The organism is Xanthomonas sp. MUS 060 (assembly GCF_000963215.1).
In the GTDB taxonomy this organism is placed as follows: Bacteria; Pseudomonadota; Gammaproteobacteria; order Xanthomonadales; family Xanthomonadaceae; genus Xanthomonas_A.
On sequence record NZ_JZIM01000007.1, the window covers coordinates 1 to 24,614 of the forward strand.

Here is a 24,614-nt window from a genome sequence, read left to right on the forward strand (position 1 = left end):
ACCTGCAAATCGTGCTCGAAACTGTGCCCGGACAACGTGGCGTGGTTGGCCTCGATGTTGAGTTTGAAATCCTTCTCCAGCCCGTGCTGGCGCAGGAAACCCACCACCGTGGCGCTGTCGAAATCGTACTGGTGCTTCATCGGCTCCATCGGCTTGGGCTCGATCAGGAAATTGCCCTTGAAGCCGATGCTGCGGCCGTAGTCGCGCGCCAGGGTGAGGAAGCGCGCCAGGTGTTCCTGCTCGCGCCGCATCTGCGTGTTGTGCAGGCACGCATACCCCTCGCGACCGCCCCAGAACACGTAGTTCTCCCCGCCCAGCGCCACCGTCGCCTCCAGTGCCGCCTTGACCTGCACCGCCGCGCGCGCCACCACGTCGAAGTCCGGGTTGGTCGCCGCACCGTTCATGTAGCGCGGATGCGAGAACAGATTGGCCGTGCCCCACAGCAGCTTGATGCCGGTGTCGGCCTGGCGCTGCTTGGCGATGCCGACCATGTGCTGCAGATTCATTCTTTTCGTACTGGCCGATGGCCTCCGCGTCCGGGGCCAGATCCACGTCGTGGAAGCAGTAATACGGCACACCGAGTTTGGTGAAAAACTCGAACGCCGCATCGGCCTTGGCCTCGGCCCGCGCCAGCGCGTCGCTGCCGCCGCATCGGCCTTGGCCTCGGCCCGCGCCAGCGCGTCGCTGCCGGCGTCCCACGGATAGGCGCGCGTGCCCGGACCGAACGGATCGGCGCCGTTACCGCAGAAACTATGCCAATACGCCACCGCAAAACGCAGGTGCGCGCGCGGCCATGGACTTGCCGCCAATCTGCTTGTCGGCGTCGTACACCTTGAACGCCAGCGGGTTGTCCGAGGCCTTGCCTTCGAACGGAATGCGGCCGATGCCCGGAAAATATTCCTTGGCGCCGAGGTAGACGGAGTGGCTCATTGCATGCAAAGTCCTGGTATGCGTGATGGGGGAAAGGGGGATCAACCCGCGTAGAGCGGGCCAATGGCCTGCAAATGCTGCAGGAAGGTACGGTAATGCGCCTGGTACTGTGCGCCGCGTTGCGCATCCGGCTGCGCGGACAGTGCCGCATCATCCTGTTGATGCTGCAGCACGACCTCGGCCAGACTGGCGCGCGCGCCCTGGGCATGAGCATCGGCCCACAGCGCCTGCAGCGCGGCGCCGAACGCGGCTCCTTCGACCTGAGCCGGCACATGCACCGGCAACGCAAACAGATCGGCGATGAGCTGACGCCAGCCGGCGCTCTTGCTGCCACCGCCGGTGACGTAGATCGAATCGAAACGCAGGCCGGCATCGACGAATGCATCGAAGCCGTTGCGCAGGCTGTAACTGGCGCCCTCCATCGCCGCGCGATAGAAATGCGCTGGCGTGGTGTTGTGCAGATCCATGCCGGTCAGGCAACCACGCGCCGCCGGCAGATTGGGCGTGCGCTCGCCATTGAAGAACGGCAGCAGCACCAAACCACCGGCGCCGGGCGCGGTGGCGTCGAGCAAGGCCTCGCCCTGCCCGGTCTGGATGCCGAACAAACGCGAGATCGTCTCGGTGGCGACGGTGCAATTCATCGTGCATATCAGCGGCAACCAGCCGCCGCTGGAGGAGCAGAACGCGGCCCAACGCGCATCGGCGTCCACCACCGGGTGATCGGCATAAGCGAACAGGGTACCGGAGGTCCCTAGACTCATGGTGAGACGCCCAGGCACGACATTGCCGGTACCGATGGCCGCCATCATGTTGTCGCCGCCGCCGGTGGCGACCCGGACCTGGCGCGGCAATCCCAGTGCCTGCGCCGCCATAGCGGACAGGGCGAAGGTGGTCTCGGTGGGCACCAGCGGCGGCAGCGCCGCGGCCAGATCGCGCTGCGGATCGATCGCCTGCAACAGCGGCGCCGACCATTGCCGGCGGCGCACATCCAACCAACCGCTGCCGGAGGCATCGCCGAACTCGGTGTAACGCTCGCCGGTGAGCCAGAAGTTGACGTAGTCATGCGGCAACAGCACCGAGGTCATCGCGGCGTAGGCCGGATGACGATGCTTGCGGGTCCACGGCAGCTTGGAAGCGGTATAGCCGGCCAGGATCGGATTACCGGCCAACTCCACGCAGCGCTGCGCGCCACCGACCGCCTGCATGATCTCCTCGCACTCGCGCTGGGTGCTGGTATCGCACCACAGTTTGACCGGCGCGGTGACCTGCCCTTGCGCGTCCAATGGCACGAAACCGTGCTGCTGCCCGGAAACGGCGATCGCCCGGACCTGCGCACGGCGTTCGGCACCGAGCGCGGCGAAGCAGGCAACGATACCGTCGATCCACCACTGCGCCTGTTGTTCGCGAGTGCCATCGTCGCGACTGATGAGCTCCAGCGCATGACCGTGCGTGGCGACCACGCGGCGGCTGTCCGCATCGTAGGCGAGCAGTTTGACGCTCTGTGTGCCCACATCCAGGCCGATATACAGGCTCATCGCCGCACCCACCGCTCGTTGCGCAAACCCAGGTCCATTATCGCTCCAAGATAAAAAGCGGCGGCCAGGGGCCGGCCGCCGTCGACACAGTGTAGTCCGACAGACGCCTGTTGCTCAGCCCCGCCGACCTCCGGCACGCATCGCATCAGCTTGCCGGCGCGCCTGCGATGTGCATCGAGGCAAGTGCGAAGCAAACTGGAGCGCCTGGAAACACGGCATGCAGCAACGTCTGTGTGCGCTGCAGCAAGTGTGTGCGCTGCAGCAAGGCTTGTTGTGGGCGGGCTCCGAAATCAGTGCAGCGCCGGGGACGAAGCCACAGGCCTGGCCACACGCACGGCATCGCCACGATACTGCACCTGCAGGTCGGCCCTGGGCTCAAGTGCGCCGGTATCGGCACGCGGGCCATCGACGAAGCGCACCTTGAAGGTACGCCGGGCCTGCATCCCCGGCCAGCGACCCTCGCGCGCGCCGATGGTCAACACCCCTGTGCGCTGGTCCCAGGCCAATGGAATCCGGCTGAATTGCCCCTGCTCGTAGCCGTAGCCATTGCCATCGTCCTCGTACAACGAGAAGCGACCATCGGCACCGGTATAGACCACAAGCGTCAGCGGCACATCCGGCGTTTCGTCAACGTACTGCTGCACGCGCGCGGTCGGCACGATCGCGCCGGCACGCACGAACAACGGCATGCGCTCCAGCGGCGCGGCCGCATCGATGGTCTGGCCGCCGTCGTAGCGCTTGCCGCTGTTGAAGTCGATCCAACTGGTCCCGGCCGGCAAGTACACCTGACGCGAGGTCGCGCCGAAACGGGTCACCGGCGCGACCAGGAACGCCGGCCCGAACAGATACTCGTCGTTGATGTCGGCGACCTTGGGATCGTGCGGAAAATCCATCGGCAAACCACGCATGATCACCCCATCATGGTGGTAGGTGTCGCCGGCGAGAGTGTAGATGTAGGGCAGCAGCGTGTAACGCAGACGACTGTAATACGCCATGCTGGCGTAATAAGGCGTGCCTTCCGGAGCGATGTTCCAGATTTCGCGATACGGAAACTGTCCGTGCGAACGGAACAGCGGCACGAACGCGCCGAACTGGAACCAGCGCGTATTGAGTTCGCGCCATTGCGGCAGATGCGCCGGATCCTGGTGCGCGTCATGCGTCTCCACCGCGAAACCGCCGATATCGAAGGTCCAGTTCGGCAAGCCCGACATCGACAGGTTGACGCCGGCGGAAATCTGCTCGCGCATGTCGTCCCAGCGCGACACGATGTCCCCGCTCCACACCGCCACCGCATTGCGCTGCGTGCCGGCGTAACCCTTGCGCGAGAGAATGAACACGCGTTTGCCATCGGCGGCGCGATCACCGGCATAGACACCGTGGGTATGCGGCAACGGATAGGAATTGAAGAACTCGGTGGAAGGCCCTAGCGCGGTCGGCGTGGTACGCGCCTTGCGCTCGGCGATATCCAGGTTGGAATGCACATCGGGTTCGTCGGCGTCCAACCACCAGGCATCGAAACCCTTGTGATTGAGCGTCTCGTCGATCTGGCGCCAGTAGATCGCCTGCGCCTGGGCCGCATAAGGATCGTAGAAGGCATTTTTGTAGCCCTTGCCGATCCAGTCGAGTTCACCGACCTGGACATTGCGCCTGTAGATATAACCGGCCGCGTCCAGTTCCTTGTAATGAGCGGTGGTCGGATAGAACTTGGGCCATACCGAGATCATGATGTGCGCGTGCAGCTCGTGCACCGTCTTGACCATGCCATCGGGATCGGGAAAACGACGCGTGTCGAAGGTGTGCGCGCCCCAGGCATCCTCGGGCCAGTACGACCAGTCCTGCACGATATTGTCGATGGGCAACCTGCGCCGGCGATACTCCGCCAGCACCGCGAGCAATTCGTCCTGGCATTTGTAGCGTTCGCGACTCTGCCAAAACCCGTAGGCCCATTTCGGCAGCAGCACCGCCTTGCCGGTGAGCGCACGGTAACCGGCGATGATTTGATCGGCGTTGTCGCCGGCAACGACGTAATAGTCGATCATCTGCCCGGCCTCGGACCACAACGACAGATCCTTCGCCTCGGTCGCCGGCAAGGGATCGCGATGCAGCAGCGCGATGTAGCTGGGATCGATCAGGTTCCATTCCAGCTTCAGCGTATGCCGCTGGCCCGGCTTAAGCTGCAATGCGAATTCGTGGTGCCAGGGATTCCAGTTCTGCCGCCAGCGGTCGAGCACCAGCCTGCCGTCGATCCACAGCTTGGTGTATTCGCTGGCATACAGCGAGAACGTATGTTCGCCGCCACTGCGCGCTTCGAACGCGCCCTCCCAGACCACCTGCATGCGGCGCGTGTCGCCGGGCTTGGCTTGCTGCGGGAACTTGGCAAGATCCTTGATGTATTGATAGTCGATCTCCTTCTCGCGCCGTTCCAGCACCGGCTTGCCGTCGAGCGCATAGCGCGCCGTCAGCGCGCCGGGCTTGCCCTGGGCGTCGTACAAGGTCAACGATGCCGGTAGCGGTTGCAGCCCACGTGGATCGCCCATCCGGGTGATCGCGTTGTTGTCCCACAAAATGCCGTAGTGGCGACTGGATAGAAAAAATGGCACCGCCATGTCCAGATTGCTCTGCAACAGTTCGATGTTGTGCCCTTTCTGATTCATCCAGCCTTGCTGATGCTGGCCGAAGCCATACAAGGCCTCATCGTCCGGTGAGGCGAAGCGCTGACGCACACTGAAGTACGCCTTGCCCTCCACCGTCAGCGGGACGAAGCTGCGCCCACCCGGCACTTCCGACAACAACGGCCGGCCTTGCGCATCGACAACACTGACGTGACCATCGATCGTGGAGACTTGTGCGCTCAATCTGGCGGTCCGGATCCGCACCGCATCGCCCTGACGCTCGAAACGAAAGCCGGTATCGCCCTGCACCGGCACGCGCATCAGGCTCGGAGTGCGTTGGAAGATGCCATGCGGATCGGCACTGACCCGCAACAGATTGCTGTCCACCACCTGCAGGCGAACCGGCACGCTGCCCTTGCCGCTGGGCCGCACGGTGATGCCATCGGCCTGCTGGGTCACCTGTTGGGCGAACGCGCCGTCGGCAACGCACACACTCATCGCCAAAACCACGGCGAATAGATGCCGCAGCGGCGTCATCATCGAACGGACGGTATGACTGGAAATGTGCATCCTCGTTCCCTTCCCACACGCAAACCTAAAATTGCAGCAGACACCGGCAACCAGCACACCATGCTGGCTGCGGGATAAGAACCACCGGAAAGCGCCGCAGCTCACCAGGTATCGGTACGGAACGGAGACACTGGCAATTGCTCGCGATTGACCAGGTTGGCGTCGGCCGGGTTCTCGCTCCAGGCGTAACGCACCGACTGCGGCTGCGGCACCGCCGCGCTGCGCACCAGCACGTGGTCGCCCTCGATGCGCGCTTGCGCAGGATGAAAGCGACGATCGGCTCCGGCAACGAGGAAGCCATGCAATTCCCCGCCACCACGTACTGCCAGCGCGCTGCCGCGCAGATCGAAACGCAGCCTCGCCTGGCCGTGACCGAAATGCGCATCGGCCAACATCGGCGCTGTGTAGATCAGGTTTTCACCGTAGACGACGTGGCGCGCGGCAAGCGCCAGACGATGACCGACATCCTGCTTGTCGGGCGGATGGATATCGCCAGGCGTGCCGATATCGATGGTCACCACCTGCGCCGTCGCCGGCAGCGCCAGCGCTTTGGATTGCGATTCGCGCAGCAGCGCCCATGGACTGAGATCGTCCGTGTCGCTACCAGCACGGAAATTGGCCAGTTGCACCCACAGAAAAGGCAGTTGCGGCTGCCCGCGTTCCTCGCGCCAGTGCCGGATCATCGTGGCGAACTGCTCGCGATAACGCAGCGCGCCGGACACGGTGGCATTACTCTCGCCCTGGTACCAGATCACACCGCGAACCGGGAACGGCTGCAACGGATGGATCATGGCGTTATAGAGCAGCGTCGGCTCTTGGTACTTGTCATCGCTCAAATTCACCGTGACCTTGGCCGGGCGGAATTTCCAAGCCTGCAATAGGTGTCTGGCACCACCAGCGACTTCGACGAAACGCTCGCTATTCTCGCCATGCAGACCACCACCGCCACCGAGATCGGTCACCTGTACCGCAATCCAGTTGACGCCAGGCTTCAGCACCGTCGGCGGCACTGGATACACGCGCGCCTGGTTCCAGCGGTTGTCGGTGCTGCCGACCTGCTGACCATTGACATACGTGACATCGGAATCGTCGACCTTGCCCACGCCCAGCACAATCCCAGCCTTGGCTTCGGCGGCGCTGAGGACGAAGGAAGTGCGGTACCAGGCGATACCGTCCATGCCCTCGTAACCACTACTTTCCCAGGTGCGTTCGACCGAAATGCGGTCCCACTGACTGTCGTCCAGATCCGCCGCACGCCACTGCTTCGCGCCGTCCTGCACCGCCGGCCAACGTGCGATGCGCTCGTGCACCTGCGCCATGGTGCGCGCGTCCTTGGCCTGCTGCTCGGCGTTGCGCTGTGCAATCTGCGCCTCGTCCATGCCCAGCGCCGAGCGGTCCATCCATGCCTCGATGGCACTGCCACTCCACGTGCTGTCGATGATGCCGATCGGCACGCCTGTCTGTTTACGCAGTTCGCGCGCGAAAAAATAAGCCACGGCGGAAAACGCGTAGGCATGCTCTGGCGTGGTGGCCTGCCATGCTCCACCGGCCAAGCGCGACTGCGGCTGCGGCGACCAGGTGTGCGGCACCTTGAAATTGCGCAATTGTGGGTCCTTCGCGGCGGCGATCTCGCTTGCGCTGTCGCGCGCCATCACGATCGGCATTTCCATATTGGACTGGCCGCTGGCCAGCCAGACATCCCCGATCAGCACATCGTCGATCCGCTGCTGGCGACCGTCGCCCTGCACCTCCAGCACATAGGGACCGCCCGCCGCATGCGCTGGCAATTGCGCCTGCCAACGACCATCCAGCGCAGCGACGGCATTGGCCTGCGCACCGTCCAGGCGCACCTGGATGCGCGCCCCAGGGGTGGCCCATCCCCACACTGGCATCGGCACATCGCGCTGCAACACCGCACCATCGGCGAACAGCAAGGGCAATTGCACTTCTGCCGCCACAGGCCACGGCAGCGCCGCCACGGCCAACAGGGTCAGCCAGTGAACGGAGGAAAACCTGGAAACGGGCATGGCGTGAATCCTGGAACGTGTCATTCGAGGGTGAGATGCGTGCGAAACCGATGGAGCCACTTGCGACAAAGCGCGCGCCCTGCCCGAGATTTGTCAGCAAGGGCAAGGCGCGCGTTACCGTTTGGGCATGCTCCGGATCGCATCCGGCGACGTTGGCCGTCAGCGGCGCGCTGCCGCTGCGGCAGGATCACCATTACCAGTTGGCGCGCAACACCAGCGAATAGCGACGGTCGTTGACGAACCAACTGCGGGTGTACAAGTGCGGATCGACCTCGCCGTCGCTATAGGACGTCGGCCCCATCAGCACCTTGGTCACCGTATTGGTGAGGTTGTTGGCCTGGACCCCCAGTTGCAGGTGCGGCGTGAAGCGGTAGAACAGCGAGGCATCCAGTTGCCCGAAATCGTCCGACCACGCCGGCAACTTGGTGATCACGTCGCTGGCGGTCAACAGGTAGCGCGAGCGCCAGTTGTAGGCCAGACGCACCGACAGCGGCCCTTTCTCGTAGATCCCGGCCAAGTTGTAGCTACGCCGCGACAACCCTTCCAACGGCAGGCGCACGCCGGTGACGGTGGTCTTGGTGTAAGGATCGGTCGCGGTATTGACTCCACCATTGCTATCGACAAAGGTGAAATTGGCATTGACGCCAAAGCCGCTCATCCAGCCCGGCAGGAAATCGAAGAACTGGGTATACCCGTATTCGAAGCCGCCGATATGGCCCTTGTCCATGTTGTAGGGACGCGTCACTAGCCACGGCTGGCCGTTGTAGATCTCGGTGACGGTCTGGTTGGAGAAGTAATCCCTGACGTCTTTGTAGAACAACGTCAGATACATCATGTCGCTCTTGCCGAAATACCACTCCAGCGCGGTGTCGTACTGGTTGGCCTTCATCGGTTTCAGGTTCGGGTTGCCGGCGGTACCGGTCCATTGCGTCACCACACCATCTTGAATCGTCGCAGCGAGCAACAGATACGGCTGTAGCTGGCTGTAATCCGGACGCGCGATAGCCTTGGAAGCGGCAATACGCCACTGCAGCGCGTCGGAGAACTTGAAGCGCATATTGAAGCTCGGCAAGACGTTGGTATAGCTACCCTTGGCATTATTGGGGAAGTACTGCCCGGTGTACTCCGCCGCCAGCGCGGCCGAGGAGGTGCTCGCGGACAGGTCGGGAAACTGACCATAGCCGGTGGCACTGGTCTTGGTCTGTACCACGCGCACGCCGACATTCCCATCCACGGGAACACCCAAGGCCGTATCGTTGCCGAAGTACAGCATCATGTACGCGGCCTGGGTACGCTCGAACTGACGATTGATGTCCTGCAACTGGTAATGCTCCGGCGACCAGCCGGTACCGCGCAATGCGACGATCTGCTCGATCAACTGGGTGGTGCCGGCATAATTCTTGACCGCCGCATCGCTGGGGAAATACAACTGTTTCGGCACGTTCACATTGCCCCGGAACAGGTTCGACAAGGTGTACCAGGACGAGGATTGGGTCATGTAATCGGCCAGATCCGCCAGCCCGGTGGCCGTCCCGGGAATGGGTGCCCAGTTATCCGAAATCACGCCCCAGTTGTAGCGGGTGTTCTTGTTGGTCTGGGTGCGGGAGGTACCGCGAATGCCCGCACGGAAACTGCGCAACCAGGGGTTATCGTCGTAGCTGTAGTCCAGATCGAAGCGCGTGGCCAATTCGCGGCCACTGTTCTGCCCCAGGTGATCCATCGCCGCGCTCCAGAAATAATTGGCAGGAGCGGAGAGATAACCAGGATTGGCAAGCGTCACCGAGGGGTATTTGCCACTCAGGTCGAAGGTCAAGCCCGGCAGGTAGATCGAATCGAACAGGGTGAAATCCAGCGCATCGCTGTGCGACTGCACCAACTGCATGTCGCCGCGCAGGCTCAATCGGTCGGTCAGGCGCTGGGTGAAACCGCCGGACAGATCCGCGGTGGTGGTGGTCTGCTGCGCGTAGCGATTCTGGGTATAGAAGCGCACGCCGTCATTGCCGGTGATATTGCCGCGCCAGGAGCTGGACACCGGCTCCCCGCTGACGAAGCGGCCTTCGTCGTTATAGGTGAACATGGTCCCCGGTGCAGGGCCGACCGCGTTGCTCTGATCGTTGAAGAACGCCGCGTGCTCCTGCCAGTTCATGTCGTAGGTCGAGCGCAAGTACTGCACATAGATATCGGTGGCATCACTGGGACGCCACTGGAACGCGGCCGCGATGCCCTTGCGCTTGCGCTCGGAATCCATTTGCCGCCAGTTGACCCCGCCCGGCACATAGACCTTGGAAAAATTGGTCCCGGCCAGCAACGCCGGATCGGTACGGCGCACGAACGGCTCGACCTGCACGCCATCGCTACGCGTGGCCATCGACGAGTACGCCGCATCCAGCATGAACCCCATTTCGCCCAGATCCGTGTTCCAGCGGTTGCTGAACAGGAACGAGCCGGACGGCTTGTAGGTCTTGCTGAGGTCGCCGTAGTTGGCATCGGCGTTGAAAGCGATGCTGCGCCCCGGCTGGTCGAACGGCATGCGCGTGCGCAAGTTGACCGTGCCGCCGAGTCCGCCTTCGATGATCTCGGCCGATGGATTCTTGTAGACATCCACACCCGCCATCAGTTCGGCTGGGACGTCCTCGAAGCTGAGTCCACGACCACTGGCGGCGCTGAAGCTGTCGCGACCATTGAGCTCGCCGCGGACCTGGGTCATGCCGCGGATCATCACCCCGCTGCCTTCGGCGGAGAAATGGTCCGGATCGTTGCGCGCCATGAAGTGATCGATGGTCACGCCGCTGACCCGCTGCAGGCTTTCGGTCACGCTGCGATCGGGGAGCGCGCCGATATCCTCGGCACTGACCGAATCGACGACTTGTTCGGCATCGTGCTTGATCGACTGCGATTTGATCAAACTGCCGCGCACGCCTTTGACCTGCACCGTATCGAGTTCGGTGACGGACGCATTTTTTTTATTGCCACTCTCGTCGGCCTGCTGTGCCAGTGCCTGCGCACTGAGCAATAAGCCGATACTCACAGCGATGACGGAACGGGCCAGAATGTGCGTTGCACACGGCCGTTCGGTCGGCCGAGCCGAACCGAATAGGTACTGCGATGACATGACGAATCCCTCCCAGGAAACACGCACAGCGACACAGAAGACGGATGCGCGTGAGCGCTCCGTTCGATAAGTTATAAAAATACAAAGATTGACAAGAACTACAGCCAATCGATGCACATATGCGCGCCGCACACGGCGCTGCCCCTCTATTAAACGCAATCGCGATGGCGCGAGACTAGGAATGAAGCACAGGAACGAACAAATGAAAGTTTCGTGATGAGCTATGTGCGTTTGGACTATCTGAACCGATACGTGCACCTCGCCCGCACCCAGTCTGCATCCACGCACACGCACGCCTCCAGCAACACGCCAAACGATCCGCGCCTGCAATCGCGACGTGGCACGGCTCACGCCAGCGACACATGCTCCGGATACAAACGTCGGGCTGCGTTGCGCAACGCCATCAACACGCGCTCGGCACCCGGTGGCAGCAGGTAATCGCGACGTCGGATGATTCCGAACGACTCCATCCGCACCCCCAACCCAATCGGCAGCACCGTCAGCAGTTTGGCCTGCACATAGGGCGCCACCGCCTCTGCCGGCAACGCAGCGAGTAGATCGCTGCCACGCAGCAAACTGGTGATCACCGGCAACGACGAAGTTTCGATCACGTTCTGCGGCACCGGCACCGCATGCTCCAGAAACATCGCATCCAGGCGTGCGCGCAACACGCTGTCCAGCGGTGGCAACACCCAGCCGTACCGCGCCAGATCAGCATGGCGCAGCTCCGCGCGGGCGGATAACGGATGACCGGCACGCGCTACCACCGAATGCGGCTCGTCCGCCAACGGCTCGAAGTCCAGTTCCTCGCCGCCATATGGGCCAAGGATGCGACCGATCACGATGTCGAGCTGGCCATCCAGCAGCCTGGCCACCAGTGGCCGGCTGTAATCCATCTCCACCCGTACCAAGATGCCGGGAAACTCGCGCTTGACCTCGATAATCGCCTGCGGCACCAGATTGGTCCCCGGATTGACCACCGTGCCGATCGAAACCTGACCCACGCGCCCTTGGCGCAGCGCGGCGATCTCCTCCTGGGCACGACCGATCTCCGACATCGCCGCGCGAGCGCGGCGGATCAGCACCTGCCCATACCAGGTCGGCTCCACCCCACGCGCATGCCGCTCGAACAGGCGCACCCCCAACAAGTCCTCCATCTCTGCAAGCAACTTGGACGCCGCCGGCTGGGTCATGCTCGCCGCCTCTGCGGCGCGCAACACGGAACGGTGTTCGTGCAACTGCAGCAACAGCAGCAGATGCCGGGTCTTCAAGCGCGATGCATTGAACCAGGGATTGTTGGAAGCGATCATCGTGAACGAACATCCTGAATGGGGGTTTTGTATTCGCAAGAAGAATAGGATATGCCTAAAATTTCATTTGCAGCACATAGCTGACACGCGCACGCTAATTGCTCGCGGCTGCTCTTGTCGCAGTGCCGTTGCACCGTTCTCTCCCAACCGACGGACCCGTTTACGGGTCCGCGTCAGCGCCGAGGCGCTGGACGCTCGGCGTGTTGTTGCGGCATCGATGGCTCGCCACTTCTCTGTCCCTATCGCGGCGCGCGCCGTGTATTTCCCTGCCAGCTAAACCGATGCCCGCCACCTCCGTGTTCAAACTCCCCCTGATTGCGATCTTGCGCGGCATCCCCCCCGAGGACGCACTGGCGCATGTCGGCGCGCTGGTCGACACTGGTTACGACGCCATCGAGATCCCGCTCAATTCACCACGCTGGGCCGACAGCATCGGCTCAGCCGCGCAGGCGTTCGGCCAGCGTTGCTGGATCGGCGGCGGCACCGTGCTGCGCACCGACGACGTCGATACCCTCGCCGACCTGGGTGCGCGCTTCATCGTCACCCCCAACACCTGCCCAGCGCTGATTCGTCACGCAGTGACGCGCGGCCTGCAAGTGGTGGCCGGCTTCGCTACCGCGACCGAGGCATTTACCGCCCTCGACGCCGGCGCACAGATGCTCAAGCTGTTCCCCGCCGCCACCTACGGCCCTGGCCATCTGCGCGCATTGCGTGCGGTGTTGCCGGCGCAGGTGCCGGTATTCGTGGTCGGCGGCGTCACCATCGACACCCTGCACGACTACCTTGCCGCTGGCGCGATCGGCGCCGGCATCGGCGGCGAACTGTATCGACCAGGACAAGCGCTCGCGCACACCCAGGCACATGCCGCCGCCTTCCGCCACGCCTATCAGGATCGCGCATGAAAATCGTCCGCCTCACCACCTACCACGCGGCACCGCGCTGGCTGTTCCTGAAGGTCGAAACCGACGAAGGCATTACCGGCTGGGGCGAACCGGTCATCGAGGGCCGCGCGCGCAGCGTCGAGGCCGCGGTACACGAACTCAGCGGCTATCTGATCGGCAAGGATCCGGCGCGGATCAACGATCTGTGGCAACTGCTTTATCGCAGTGGCTTCTATCGCGGCGGCCCGATCCTGATGAGCGCCATTGCCGGCATCGACCAGGCCTTGTGGGACATCAAGGGCAAAGCACTCGGCGTGCCGGTCTACGAACTGCTGGGCGGGTTGGTACGCGAACGCATGAAAACCTATCGCTGGGTCGGCGGCGACCGCCCCGCGGCGACCATCGCGCAGATCCAGAGCTACCGCGACCTCGGTTTCGACACATTCAAATTCAACAACGAACAAATGAAAGTTTCGTGATGAGCTATGTGCGTTTGGACTATCTGAACCGATACGTGCACCTCGCCCGCACCCAGTCTGCATCCACGCACACGCACGCCTCCAGCAACACGCCAAACGATCCGCGCCTGCAATCGCGACGTGGCACGGCTCACGCCAGCGACACATGCTCCGGATACAAACGTCGGGCTGCGTTGCGCAACGCCATCAACACGCGCTCGGCACCCGGTGGCAGCAGGTAATCGCGACGTCGGATGATTCCGAACGACTCCATCCGCACCCCCAACCCAATCGGCAGCACCGTCAGCAGTTTGGCCTGCACATAGGGCGCCACCGCCTCTGCCGGCAACGCAGCGAGTAGATCGCTGCCACGCAGCAAACTGGTGATCACCGGCAACGACGAAGTTTCGATCACGTTCTGCGGCACCGGCACCGCATGCTCCAGAAACATCGCATCCAGGCGTGCGCGCAACACGCTGTCCAGCGGTGGCAACACCCAGCCGTACCGCGCCAGATCAGCATGGCGCAGCTCCGCGCGGGCGGATAACGGATGACCGGCACGCGCTACCACCGAATGCGGCTCGTCCGCCAACGGCTCGAAGTCCAGTTCCTCGCCGCCATATGGGCCAAGGATGCGACCGATCACGATGTCGAGCTGGCCATCCAGCAGCCTGGCCACCAGTGGCCGGCTGTAATCCATCTCCACCCGTACCAAGATGCCGGGAAACTCGCGCTTGACCTCGATAATCGCCTGCGGCACCAGATTGGTCCCCGGATTGACCACCGTGCCGATCGAAACCTGACCCACGCGCCCTTGGCGCAGCGCGGCGATCTCCTCCTGGGCACGACCGATCTCCGACATCGCCGCGCGAGCGCGGCGGATCAGCACCTGCCCATACCAGGTCGGCTCCACCCCACGCGCATGCCGCTCGAACAGGCGCACCCCCAACAAGTCCTCCATCTCTGCAAGCAACTTGGACGCCGCCGGCTGGGTCATGCTCGCCGCCTCTGCGGCGCGCAACACGGAACGGTGTTCGTGCAACTGCAGCAACAGCAGCAGATGCCGGGTCTTCAAGCGCGATGCATTGAACCAGGGATTGTTGGAAGCGATCATCGTGAACGAACATCCTGAATGGGGGTTTTGTATTCGCAAGAAGAATAGGATATGCCTAAAATTTCATTTGCAGCACATAGCTGACACGCGCACGCTAATTGCTCGCGGCTGCTCTTGTCGCAGTGCCGTTGCACCGTTCTCTCCCAACCGACGGACCCGTTTACGGGTCCGCGTCAGCGCCGAGGCGCTGGACGCTCGGCGTGTTGTTGCGGCATCGATGGCTCGCCACTTCTCTGTCCCTATCGCGGCGCGCGCCGTGTATTTCCCTGCCAGCTAAACCGATGCCCGCCACCTCCGTGTTCAAACTCCCCCTGATTGCGATCTTGCGCGGCATCCCCCCCGAGGACGCACTGGCGCATGTCGGCGCGCTGGTCGACACTGGTTACGACGCCATCGAGATCCCGCTCAATTCACCACGCTGGGCCGACAGCATCGGCTCAGCCGCGCAGGCGTTCGGCCAGCGTTGCTGGATCGGCGGCGGCACCGTGCTGCGCACCGACGACGTCGATACCCTCGCCGACCTGGGTGCGCGCTTCATCGTCACCCCCAACACCTGCCCAGCGCTGATTCGTCACGCAGTGACGCGCGGCCTGCAAGTGGTGGCCGGCTTCGCTACCGCGACCGAGGCATTTACCGCCCTCGACGCCGGCGCACAGATGCTCAAGCTGTTCCCCGCCGCCACCTACGGCCCTGGCCATCTGCGCGCATTGCGTGCGGTGTTGCCGGCGCAGGTGCCGGTATTCGTGGTCGGCGGCGTCACCATCGACACCCTGCACGACTACCTTGCCGCTGGCGCGATCGGCGCCGGCATCGGCGGCGAACTGTATCGACCAGGACAAGCGCTCGCGCACACCCAGGCACATGCCGCCGCCTTCCGCCACGCCTATCAGGATCGCGCATGAAAATCGTCCGCCTCACCACCTACCACGCGGCACCGCGCTGGCTGTTCCTGAAGGTCGAAACCGACGAAGGCATTACCGGCTGGGGCGAACCGGTCATCGAGGGCCGCGCGCGCAGCGTCGAGGCCGCGGTACACGAACTCAGCGGCTATCTGATCGGCAAGGATCCGGCGCGGATCAACGATCTGTGGCAACTGCTTTATCGCAGTGGCTTCTATCGCGGCGGCCCGATCCTGATGAGCGCCATTGCCGGCATCGACCAGGCCTTGTGGGACATCAAGGGCAAAGCACTCGGCGTGCCGGTCTACGAACTGCTGGGCGGGTTGGTACGCGAACGCATGAAAACCTATCGCTGGGTCGGCGGCGACCGCCCCGCGGCGACCATCGCGCAGATCCAGAGCTACCGCGACCTCGGTTTCGACACATTCAAATTCAACGGCACCGAGGAGATGAAGCTGATCGACGGCCCCCGCGCGGTGGACGCGGCCATCGCCAAGGTCGCGCAGATCCGCGAGGCATTCGGCACCAGCATCGACTTCGGGATCGATTTCCATGGCCGGGTTGCCGCGCCGATGGCGCGCGTGCTGCTACGCGAGCTGGAACCGTTCAAGCCGCTATTCGTCGAAGAGCCGGTGCTGCCTGAACAGGCCGAGTACTACCCGCGCCTGGCCGCCGCCACCCCGATCCCGCTGGCCGCCGGCGAGCGCATGTTCTCGCGCTTCGACTTCAAACCGGTGCTGCAAGCCGGTGGCCTGTCGCTGCTGCAACCGGATCTCTCGCACGCCGGCGGCATTACCGAATGCCTGAAGATCGCCAGCATGGCCGAGACCTACGACGTCGGCCTGGCCCCGCACTGCCCGCTCGGCCCGGTCGCCTTGGCCGCCTGCCTGCAGGTCGACTTCGTCTCGCACAACGCGGTGCTGCAGGAACAGAGCATCGGCATCCACTACAACGAAGGTGCCGACCTGCTCGACTACGTGCTCAACAAGGACGATTTCGCCTGCGACGCCAGCGGCAGCATCGCCGCGTTGCCCAAACCGGGCCTGGGCGTGGAAATCGACGAAGACCGCCTGCGCCATGCCAGCGCCAATCCACCCGACTGGCACAACCCGGTCTGGCGCCACGCCGACGGCAGCATCGCCGAATGGTGATTCCATGAACGCACACACCGCTGCCCAACACAGCGCGACGCTGGCCGTTGATAGCCGCTGCGCGCACGGCGAAAGCATCGTGTGGTGCGCGCATCGCCAGGTGCTGTTCTGGGTCGACATCACGGGCCGCCGGCTGTGGCGGCACGCCCCGGCAAGCGGCGCGACCCGGCACTGGGATCTGCCCGACCGTCCAGGCTGCCTGGGCATGTTCGACGATGGTCGGCTGCTGCTGGCCATGGTCAAGGGCGTGTACGCCGCCGACCCGGATGCCGCCATCGACACGGCCAGCAGCTTGCCGCTGCAACAACTCGCAGAACTCGAACCCGAGCGCGACGACACCCGCAGCAACGATGGCCGCAGCGACCGCCACGGTAACTTCGTGTTCGGCACCATGAGCGAGCGCGCCGATCGGGCGCCGATCGGCAGCTTCTACCAATGGTCCGCACGCCACGGGCTGCGCCGACTGCCCTTGCCCGGCGTGGCCATTCCCAACGCCATCTGCTTCAGCGCCGATGGCCGCACCATGTACTACTGTGATTCGGTGCAACCGCGCATCCTGTGCTGCGACTACGACGCGGCCAGTGCTCACACCAGCAACAGCCGCGTGTTCGTCGAACTGGAGCGCGACGGCGGCGAGCCGGACGGCGCCATCGTCGATGCCGAAGGCCATGTGTGGAACGCGCAATGGCGCGCCTGGCAGGCGGTGCGCTACCGCCCAGATGGCAGCATCGAGCGGCGTGTCGCACTACCGGTCAAACATCCCAGTTGCCCCGCGCTGGGCGGTGCAGACGGCACCACGCTGTACTTGAGCACCTCGCGCCAGGACCACAGCGAGGCCGAACTGGCGCGCACACCGCAAGCCGGTGGCGTGTTCGTCGCCGCGGTCGGCATTGCCGGCCTGCCCGAAGGACGCATCGCCAGCGCATGATCGCCATCGACTGGGGGACCAGCAGCCTGCGCGGCTATCGGCTCGACGCCGACGGCGGCATCCTCGAACAACGCCGCAGCGATCAGGGCATCGCGGTCTGCCAGGGCCATTTCGCCGCGACCCTGGCCACATTGATCGACACCTGGCCGGGCGATGTCGTGCTCTGCGGCATGATCGGCAGCCGCAATGGATGGATCGAACTGCCCTACGCGCCCTGCCCCGCCGACACCGCCTCACTCGCCACGGCGATGCGCCCGCTGCAGGACCCGGCACTGCCTGGACGCACGCTGTGGTTCGTACCCGGCGTCGCCAGCACCCATGCGCCCGTGCCGGACGTGATGCGTGGCGAGGAAACCCAATTGATCGGGCTGCTCGACATCCTGGCGCAGGAGCGGCAGGACCACGCCCACCACAGCGTTTGCCTGCCGGGCACCCACAGCAAATGGGTGGATCTGGAACACGGCCGCATCGCCGCACTGGCGACAATGATGACCGGCGAACTCTACGCACTGCTGCGCCAACACAGCCTGCTGGCGCGGCTGATGGAACCCGACGACACCACGTTCGATGCACCCGGCTTCGCTGCCGGGGTGCAGCGCAGCGGCGATCCCGGAGGATTGCTGCATCATCTGTTCGGCGTGCGCAGCCTGGGATTGTTCGAACGCCTGAGCGCAGCGGCGGCGCCGTCCTACCTGTCCGGGTTGCTGATCGGCCACGAACTGCGCGCACGCCTGCCGCTGGCGCCAATGGTGCATCTGGTCGGCGGCAGCGGCCTGCTGACGCGCTACACGCACGCATTGCGCGCACTCGGCAGTACCGTCCACACCCACCCGGAAGATCTGGCCGCACGCGGGCTATACCGGCTGGCGCGGCAGCACGGCGGCATCGCCAGTTGATCCGCACCCGTCAGGCGCGCGGGCACGGATCCATTCTCCACTCCACGACATCGACTGTTTTAGAATTGCAGGCTTAATTTACGGATCGAACCATGCCTTTCGTCGTCACCGAAAACTGCATCAAATGCAAATACACCGACTGCGTGGAGGTGTGCCCCGTGGATTGTTTCCACGCCGGCCCAAACTTCATGGTGATCGATCCGGAGGAGTGCATCGACTGCACCCTATGCGAACCGGAATGCCCGGCCAACGCCATCTACCCCGAGGATGACGTGCCGGCCGGTCAGGAAGCCTTCGTCGCGTTGAACGCGGAACTAGCCAAAGCGTGGCCGGTCCTGACCACGCGCCAGGAACCGCTAGCAGACGCCGCCGAGTGGGACGGCAAACCAAACAAGCTGTCGCTACTGCAGAAATAGGCGGCGCGCAATCATGCGCGGCTGTGCAGCTCCCTGCCTGCCCGGCCAGCGCAAGCGCTCCCGAAAAACCCGGTGACGCTCGCGCACAACCACATCAAAAACGCTGCGACACAAAAACGAACGGGCACCCTGAGGTGCCCGTTTCATGTTTTCCGCGCCACAACGGGCGCGAACGCCACACTGCCAACGCTTGCTCAAGTTCAGTGGACGAGCTTGGCCTTCAGCGCCTCGATCAGCTTGACCGGGGCCTCACCGGACGCCGGCAGGCCACGCGCATCGACCGCCGACACCGACACCCCGGCGTCCACGGCCACCACGCGGATCAGGAAATTGCTGCCTTCATAGCCCACGTCATAGGAGCCGAGCAGTTTCGCGCTGCTGGCGATGGTGACGCCCGGGATACCGCCCAGGGCATCGCCGACCTGGCCGAACACCTGATCGCGCGCGCCCGGCACCACGAAGCCGCTGTTCGACGCGGCCGGCGCCTGGGCCGCCGCCGGGCGCTGGGCCGACGCCAGCGCCGGAATCTTCATCGCCGCCGAGGTATCCGGGGCGCTCAAATCCGGCGGTACTTCCAACGGCCGCATCGCCGGCGGCAACAGGTAATCGCCACGCGGCTTGCCCTTGTGGAACCAGTTGCAACCGCTGGTGGCCGCGACCATGGTGGTCGCCAGAACGGCGGCCGATAGCACGCGGACGTAGGGAACGGAAGCACGCATCAATCAATCTCCTGGGGTCAGGCCGCGAGCGTTTCGCGGCTGGATAAACGTTCCAACGCGACGGCGTCGGCAGCAAGACGGTCGGCCGTGGCATGGTGCGCCGCCGACAACGGCAGCAGCGGCAGCCGCAAGCCCTGACCGATCCCGGCACGCTGCAACAGCGCTTTGACCGGGATCGGGTTGGATTCGATGCCGCAAAAGGCGTGGAAGGGCCGCAGACGCGCATCCCAGGCCTGCGTCGGCTCGGCCTGCTGGGCCCGCGCCAGATCGCACAAATGACGATAGGCGCCCGGCAAGGCATTGGACGCCACCGAAATCAGGCCGTCGAAGCCGCTCAGCATGGCCTGCGCGGCGCTGCCGTCGTCACCGCTCAGCACGGCAAAGTGCTCACTGCGCAGGGCCGCGAGCGCGGCGATACGCTGCGGATCGCTACTGGCCTCTTTGATGCCGACGATCGCGGGGTGCTGCGCCAGTTGCGCCACGGTTTCGGGCAACAAATCGCAGCCGGTGCGTCCTGGCACGTTGTACAGCACTACCGGCAGGCCACCTTGCTCGGCCACTTGCGTGTAGTGCGCCAGCAAGCCAGCCTGTGTCGGACGCACATAAGGCGGCGTCACCACCAGCGCGTACTGCGCGCCATTGGCCGCCGCGCGACGCGTCAACGCCACGGTCTTGGCGGTAGCGGACAAGCCCGTGCCAGCCAGCACCGGCACGCGCCCAGCGATGGCAACAACCGCCTCGCGCATCAGCAAATCGTATTCATCATCCAGCAACGCGGCCGCTTCGCCGGTCGATCCCGCCACCACGACACCCTGAACACCGCCTCCGAGCTGCCCCTTGAGCAACCGCTGCCAGGCGTCGAGATCGAGATCGCCATTGGCCTGGAAGGGCGTGGCCAGAGCGGTGATGATGCCGGAGAGAGACAAGATGCCGAGTGCTCGCTGGGAAATGAGGGCCGCGCGGCCTGCGCCGACGGGTTTGCCGTGCATGTTACTTGCGGCCCGAAAGCGCGGGCAAGTATGCTGCACCTCATGTCGGGCCACTGCCCTGACGCCGTTCAGCCATACGCAATGCCGGAAGCCCCTTTGACAGACACCACAACCCGGCCCGCGCCGACCGAGAACCACCTCCTGATCAACGCCTACTCGACGCATCCGGAGTCGCCCCTATTGCCGGTCACACGTCGTATCACCGATAGCGGTTGCAACCTCGTCGATGCGCGTCTGGCCACTGTCGGTCGCGACGTGTCGGTGACCGCATTGGCGACCGGCTCCTGGGACGCGGTGGCCAAACTGGAAGCGATGCTCACCCGGCTGGAGCGCGATGAAGGCATGAAGCTGGTGTGGTACCGCACCGGCCCCAAGCAAGCGCAGTCCAACCTGCTGCCTTACATCGTCGAGGTCATCGCCGCCGACAAACCGGGCATCCTGTTCCAGTTGGCCGATTTCTTCGACCGCCAGGGCATCACCATCGAAAACCTGCAAAGCACGCGCTACCGCGCCATGCAGACCGGTGCGGAGATGTTCTCGGCGCAGGTGACGATCGGGGTGCCGGCGAATATGCACATCGCCGCGCTGCGCGACGACTTCCTCGAATTCTGCGACCACCTCAACCTGGACGCGATCATGGACCCGATGAAGTTCTGAGACGCGCTGGACAGCGACGCAACCGAACGCCGATGATGGCGATGCACGCGGAGGACACCCCATGAAGGATGGCGACACCCTGGATCGAAGCACGCTGACCTTGCCGCTGGCCCTGTCCGGCGGCGCCAGCGCCACGCTCGGCGACTATGCCGGTGGCTGGCTGGTGCTGTATTTCTATCCCAAGGACAGCACCCCTGGCTGCACCACCGAAGGGCTGGATTTCAACGCGCTGTTGCCGCAATTCCAGAAAGCCGGCGCCGTGGTGCTTGGCGTATCGCGCGACTCGGTGAAGTCGCACGACAACTTCTGCGCCAAGCAAGGCTTCCGCTTTCCGCTGATCAGCGATGCCGACGAGGCGCTATGCCACGCCTTTGACGTGATCAAGGAAAAGAACATGTACGGCCGTCAGGTGCTCGGTATCGAGCGTAGCACCTTCCTCATCTCGCCTTCGGGCCAAGTGCTGCACAGCTGGCGCAAGGTCAAGGTTGCCGGTCACGCCCAGGCCGTTCTCGACACACTGCAGACCGCCACCCAGCAGTGACAAGCCTGGTTCACATTACATCGCATCCCCCTGCCAAGCAGGCGGCGATGGTTTTTCCCTGCCCCTTTTCCAGGAATCCACGATGACCCGAGGCAAGCGCATCTACGTGTTGGATACCAATGTGCTCATGCACGATCCGACCGCGCTGTTCAAGTTCGAGGAACACGACGTATTCCTGCCGATGCAGGTGATCGAGGAACTGGACAACGCCAAGAAGGGCATGTCCGAAGTCAGCCGCAACGCACGGCAGGTCAGCCGCTTCCTCAACGAGTTGATCGAAGGCGCCGGCGCCGAGCAGATCGCCTCCGGCATCCCACTGAGTCACCCACAAGGCATCCAACTCAAGAGCAACAGCGGCATCGGCAAGCTGTACTTCCAGATCCAGCCGGTCGAGCCCGCGCGCAGCTTCGGCAGCGTCGCCCCGGACAACAAGATTCTGGCCTCGGTACTGGCGCTGTGCGAGGAGCGTCCGGAAACGCCGGTGATTCTGGTCTCCAAGGACATCAACCTACGGATCAAGGCGGCGATCAGCGGCCTGGCCGCCGAAGACTACGAGAACGACCGCGCGCTCGACGATTTCAGCCTGCTCTACACCGGCGCGATCGAACTGCCGGAGCATTTCTGGCAGAAACACAACCAAGACCTGCGCAGCTGGAGCGACAAAGGTCGCACCTGTTACGAAATTGCGCTGGCCGCCGACGAGGACTGGTATCCGAACCAGTACCTATATCTGCCCGGCGACGACGAAGTGGAACTACGCGTGACCAAGGTCAACGCTGATCGCAAGGCCACGCTGGCGCTGGTGGACGACTTCCGCAGTGGCCAGCACGCGGTGTGGGGCGTTGCCGCGCGCAACCGCGAGCAGAACTTCGCGCTCAACGCACTGATGGACCCGGAAATCGACTTCGTCACTCTGCTCGGCACCGCCGGCACCGGCAAGACCCTGCTGGCGCTGGCGGCGGGCCTGGCACAGACCATGGACCAGCAGCGCTACCGCGAAATCATCATGACCCGTGCGACGGTCAGCGTCGGCGAAGACATCGGCTTCCTGCCTGGCACCGAGGAGGAAAAGATGACCCCATGGATGGGCGCGCTGACCGACAACCTGGAAGTGCTGACCCACACCCAGGAAGGCGGCGCCTGGGGCCGCGCGGCGACCAACGACCTGCTCGCCAGCCGGATCAAGATCCGCTCGATGAACTTCATGCGCGGGCGCACGTTCCTGTCGCGCTATCTGATCCTGGACGAAGCGCAGAACCTGACGCCCAAGCAGATGAAGACGCTGATCACTCGTGCCGGCCCCGGCACCAAGATCGTCTGCCTGGGCAACGTCGAACAGATCGACACTCCCTATCTGACCGAAACCACCTCCGGTCTCACCTATGCGGTGGACCGCTTCAAAGCTTGGCCGCACAGCGCGCACATCACCCTGCGCCGTGGCGAACGCTCGCGTCTGGCCGACTATGCCTCGGAGGTGCTGTGAGTATCGTGGGCGTGCGCCTGAGCGGCGCGGCACTGGTCATGGCCCTGCTCGGCGCCTGCGCCACCGCACCGGGTCCAGCCAGCGTACCAACCGCGCTCAAGGTCGGGCAATCGTGGGTGATCACGCGTAACAGCACCGCCGCACAGGTGCTGGACACCTGCGCGCGCGACAGCCCCGCACACCACGAGCGCGCGGTGAGCGGCTACTGGATTCCAACGCCTGAGCAGATCGCGCAACTGGAAGCGCATCTGGCGCAACTGCAGCCGCAGATCACCGATCCATCGGGCTCAGATCGCCAATACGTGGGCATCGTGTACAACGGTAAGCAAGCGATCTATGTCAACGCTTTCGCCCCGGACGACAACAGTGATCGCAACCCAAGCGTCGATGCAGTACGCGCCTGTGGCGGCGGCGATCGCTTCTGGGGCGCGGTCTACGATCCGGCCAGCCTTCGCTTCTCCGAGATCGCGGTCAACGGCAGCCACTGAGATGGCCGCGTGCCTGCGCCGCTGTCAGATACATCCGCGTCAGCAAACCGCATGAACTTCGCGTTGCCAGGCTGGGCCTGGATTTTCGCCGCTGCATTGGCCAGCGTGGCCGGCATGGTCAACGTGGTGGGCTACCTCGGCTTCGAGCACCAGGCGGTGACCCACCTCACCGGCACCACGACCTTGCTCGGCGCGGCGCTGGCCGACGCTGACCCGCGCGCCATCGGTCAACTCAGTGGCGTGGTACTGGCGTTCCTGAGCGGCGCGGTGCTGGCGGGCGGCCTCGTGCGGGATCGCCGGCTGCGCCTGGGCAGGCGCTATGGTCTGGCGCTCGCACTGGAATCACTGCTGTTACTTGCGGCAATACAGGCATTCAAACATCAGCCGTTGTTTGGCGCTCTACTCGCCGCAACCGCCTGCGGCCTGCAGAACGCCACCACCACGATCTACAGCCGCACGGTGGTACGCACCACCCACCTCACCGGCATGTTCACCGATCTAGGGATCGGCCTGGGTCAGGCACTGAGCGGCCTACCGCTGCCGCGCCAGCGCATCAGCCTGAGCCTGCTGATCATCGGCGGATTCCTGCTCGGCGGCGTCATCGGCGCATTGGCGTACCGCCGCATCGGCTTCAATGCGCTGTTGGTGCCGGCGCTGCTGACTGGCACGGTCGGCACGCTGTACATCCTGCTCCTGCACTCCCGCTACCGCGAGCGCGAAGAGTGATCAACAAAAGCCTCGCCAGTCGCGGGTGGGCGCGGATAGCACGCAAGCAACCTAGCGTGCTGCCAGCACATGAGGATTCAAAGCACTGCCTGCGGCCAAACAGCGGCAACACCGCCGTGTTGTTAGCGGCGCTAAGCGCACCATCGCCAATGCATCGCCAGCACTGCACAAT

The 24,614-nt window shown here is 64.1% G+C and carries 19 protein-coding genes and 2 pseudogenes; 12 read left to right on the plus strand and 9 right to left on the minus strand.

The annotated features are described in order from the left end of the window. From XANALMUS060_RS08965 to XANALMUS060_RS08995, 6 genes and pseudogenes are all read right to left on the minus strand, one after another. Window positions 1-930, minus strand: a pseudogene (locus XANALMUS060_RS08965) (xylose isomerase); the annotation flags it as partial. Window positions 931-971: 41 nt separating this feature from the next. Further along, window positions 972-2,465, minus strand: a complete 1,494-nt coding sequence (xylB, locus tag XANALMUS060_RS08970; protein WP_045738112.1) for a xylulokinase — start codon at window positions 2,463-2,465, stop codon at window positions 972-974. Between the two features lie 290 nt (window positions 2,466-2,755). Beyond that, complete coding sequence (locus tag XANALMUS060_RS08975) at window positions 2,756-5,647, minus strand: TIM-barrel domain-containing protein (protein ID WP_045738113.1); 2,892 nt, start codon at window positions 5,645-5,647, stop codon at window positions 2,756-2,758. A 101-nt stretch (window positions 5,648-5,748) separates the two neighbouring features. Further along, window positions 5,749-7,674 carry a sialate O-acetylesterase gene (locus tag XANALMUS060_RS08980; RefSeq protein WP_052688136.1) on the minus strand — a complete coding sequence of 642 codons (1,926 nt, stop codon included), beginning with the start codon at window positions 7,672-7,674 and terminating at the stop codon, window positions 5,749-5,751. Window positions 7,675-7,867: 193 nt separating this feature from the next. Next, a complete protein-coding gene (locus tag XANALMUS060_RS08990; RefSeq protein ID WP_082064993.1) occupies window positions 7,868-10,786 on the minus strand; it encodes a TonB-dependent receptor in 2,919 nt (972 codons plus the stop codon). A gap of 347 nt (window positions 10,787-11,133) precedes the next feature. Beyond that, the gene (locus tag XANALMUS060_RS08995; protein WP_045727318.1) at window positions 11,134-12,096 is read right to left on the minus strand and encodes a LysR substrate-binding domain-containing protein; all 963 of its coding nucleotides are present in this window, start codon (window positions 12,094-12,096) and stop codon (window positions 11,134-11,136) included. Between the two features lie 281 nt (window positions 12,097-12,377). Between XANALMUS060_RS08995 and XANALMUS060_RS09000 the strand changes: the two genes are divergently transcribed. Continuing rightward, a complete protein-coding gene (locus tag XANALMUS060_RS09000; protein ID WP_045738115.1) occupies window positions 12,378-12,998 on the plus strand; it encodes a 2-dehydro-3-deoxy-6-phosphogalactonate aldolase in 621 nt (206 codons plus the stop codon). After that, window positions 12,995-13,450 (plus strand): annotated as a pseudogene (locus XANALMUS060_RS09005) (D-galactonate dehydratase); the annotation flags it as partial. The gene XANALMUS060_RS09000 and the pseudogene XANALMUS060_RS09005, both read left to right, overlap by 4 nt. 136 nt (window positions 13,451-13,586) lie before the next feature. On the opposite strand, the gene XANALMUS060_RS09010 reads toward XANALMUS060_RS09005, so the two are convergent. Then, window positions 13,587-14,549, minus strand: coding sequence for a LysR substrate-binding domain-containing protein (locus XANALMUS060_RS09010; RefSeq protein ID WP_045727318.1), 963 nt, complete (start codon window positions 14,547-14,549; stop codon window positions 13,587-13,589). A gap of 281 nt (window positions 14,550-14,830) precedes the next feature. Here XANALMUS060_RS09010 and XANALMUS060_RS09015 point away from each other — a divergent pair, with 281 nt between their 5' ends. From XANALMUS060_RS09015 to fdxA, 5 genes are all read left to right on the plus strand, one after another. Next, entirely contained in the window at window positions 14,831-15,451 is a 621-nt protein-coding gene (locus XANALMUS060_RS09015) for a 2-dehydro-3-deoxy-6-phosphogalactonate aldolase (protein ID WP_045738115.1), read from the plus strand. Then, entirely contained in the window at window positions 15,448-16,599 is a 1,152-nt protein-coding gene (gene dgoD / locus XANALMUS060_RS09020) for a galactonate dehydratase (RefSeq protein ID WP_045738116.1), read from the plus strand. Before XANALMUS060_RS09015 ends, dgoD begins: the two co-directional genes overlap by 4 nt. A gap of 4 nt (window positions 16,600-16,603) precedes the next feature. After that, complete coding sequence (locus XANALMUS060_RS09025; RefSeq protein WP_045738117.1) at window positions 16,604-17,527, plus strand: SMP-30/gluconolactonase/LRE family protein; 924 nt, start codon at window positions 16,604-16,606, stop codon at window positions 17,525-17,527. Further along, window positions 17,524-18,423: a 2-dehydro-3-deoxygalactonokinase gene (locus XANALMUS060_RS09030; protein ID WP_045738118.1), complete on the plus strand. Its 900-nt coding sequence runs from the start codon at window positions 17,524-17,526 to the stop codon at window positions 18,421-18,423. The genes XANALMUS060_RS09025 and XANALMUS060_RS09030 overlap by 4 nt, the downstream gene beginning before the upstream one ends. Before the next feature lie 92 nt (window positions 18,424-18,515). Further along, entirely contained in the window at window positions 18,516-18,839 is a 324-nt protein-coding gene (gene fdxA / locus XANALMUS060_RS09035; RefSeq protein ID WP_045738119.1) for a ferredoxin FdxA, read from the plus strand. 200 nt (window positions 18,840-19,039) lie between these two features. On the opposite strand, the gene XANALMUS060_RS09040 is transcribed toward fdxA, so the two are convergent. Together XANALMUS060_RS09040 and dapA are read right to left on the minus strand one after the other, a co-directional pair. Next, entirely contained in the window at window positions 19,040-19,558 is a 519-nt protein-coding gene (locus XANALMUS060_RS09040; protein ID WP_045738120.1) for a hypothetical protein, read from the minus strand. A 17-nt stretch (window positions 19,559-19,575) separates the two neighbouring features. Beyond that, complete coding sequence (dapA, locus tag XANALMUS060_RS09045) at window positions 19,576-20,484, minus strand: 4-hydroxy-tetrahydrodipicolinate synthase (protein WP_045738203.1); 909 nt, start codon at window positions 20,482-20,484, stop codon at window positions 19,576-19,578. Window positions 20,485-20,628: 144 nt separating this feature from the next. Between dapA and XANALMUS060_RS09050 the strand changes: the two genes are divergently transcribed. The 5 genes from XANALMUS060_RS09050 (at window position 20,629) to XANALMUS060_RS09070 (ending at window position 24,442) form a co-directional block, all read left to right on the plus strand. Beyond that, the gene (locus tag XANALMUS060_RS09050) at window positions 20,629-21,204 is read left to right on the plus strand and encodes a glycine cleavage system protein R (RefSeq protein ID WP_152624825.1); all 576 of its coding nucleotides are present in this window, start codon (window positions 20,629-20,631) and stop codon (window positions 21,202-21,204) included. Window positions 21,205-21,265: 61 nt separating this feature from the next. Further along, window positions 21,266-21,745, plus strand: coding sequence for a peroxiredoxin (locus XANALMUS060_RS09055; protein ID WP_045738121.1), 480 nt, complete (start codon window positions 21,266-21,268; stop codon window positions 21,743-21,745). A gap of 82 nt (window positions 21,746-21,827) precedes the next feature. Then, window positions 21,828-23,228, plus strand: coding sequence for a PhoH family protein (locus XANALMUS060_RS09060; protein ID WP_045738122.1), 1,401 nt, complete (start codon window positions 21,828-21,830; stop codon window positions 23,226-23,228). Between the two features lie 38 nt (window positions 23,229-23,266). Beyond that, window positions 23,267-23,716, plus strand: coding sequence for a hypothetical protein (locus XANALMUS060_RS09065; protein WP_045738204.1), 450 nt, complete (start codon window positions 23,267-23,269; stop codon window positions 23,714-23,716). 51 nt (window positions 23,717-23,767) lie between these two features. Further along, the gene (locus XANALMUS060_RS09070; protein WP_045738123.1) at window positions 23,768-24,442 is read left to right on the plus strand and encodes a YoaK family protein; all 675 of its coding nucleotides are present in this window, start codon (window positions 23,768-23,770) and stop codon (window positions 24,440-24,442) included. The last annotated feature ends 172 nt before the right edge of the window (window positions 24,443-24,614 follow it).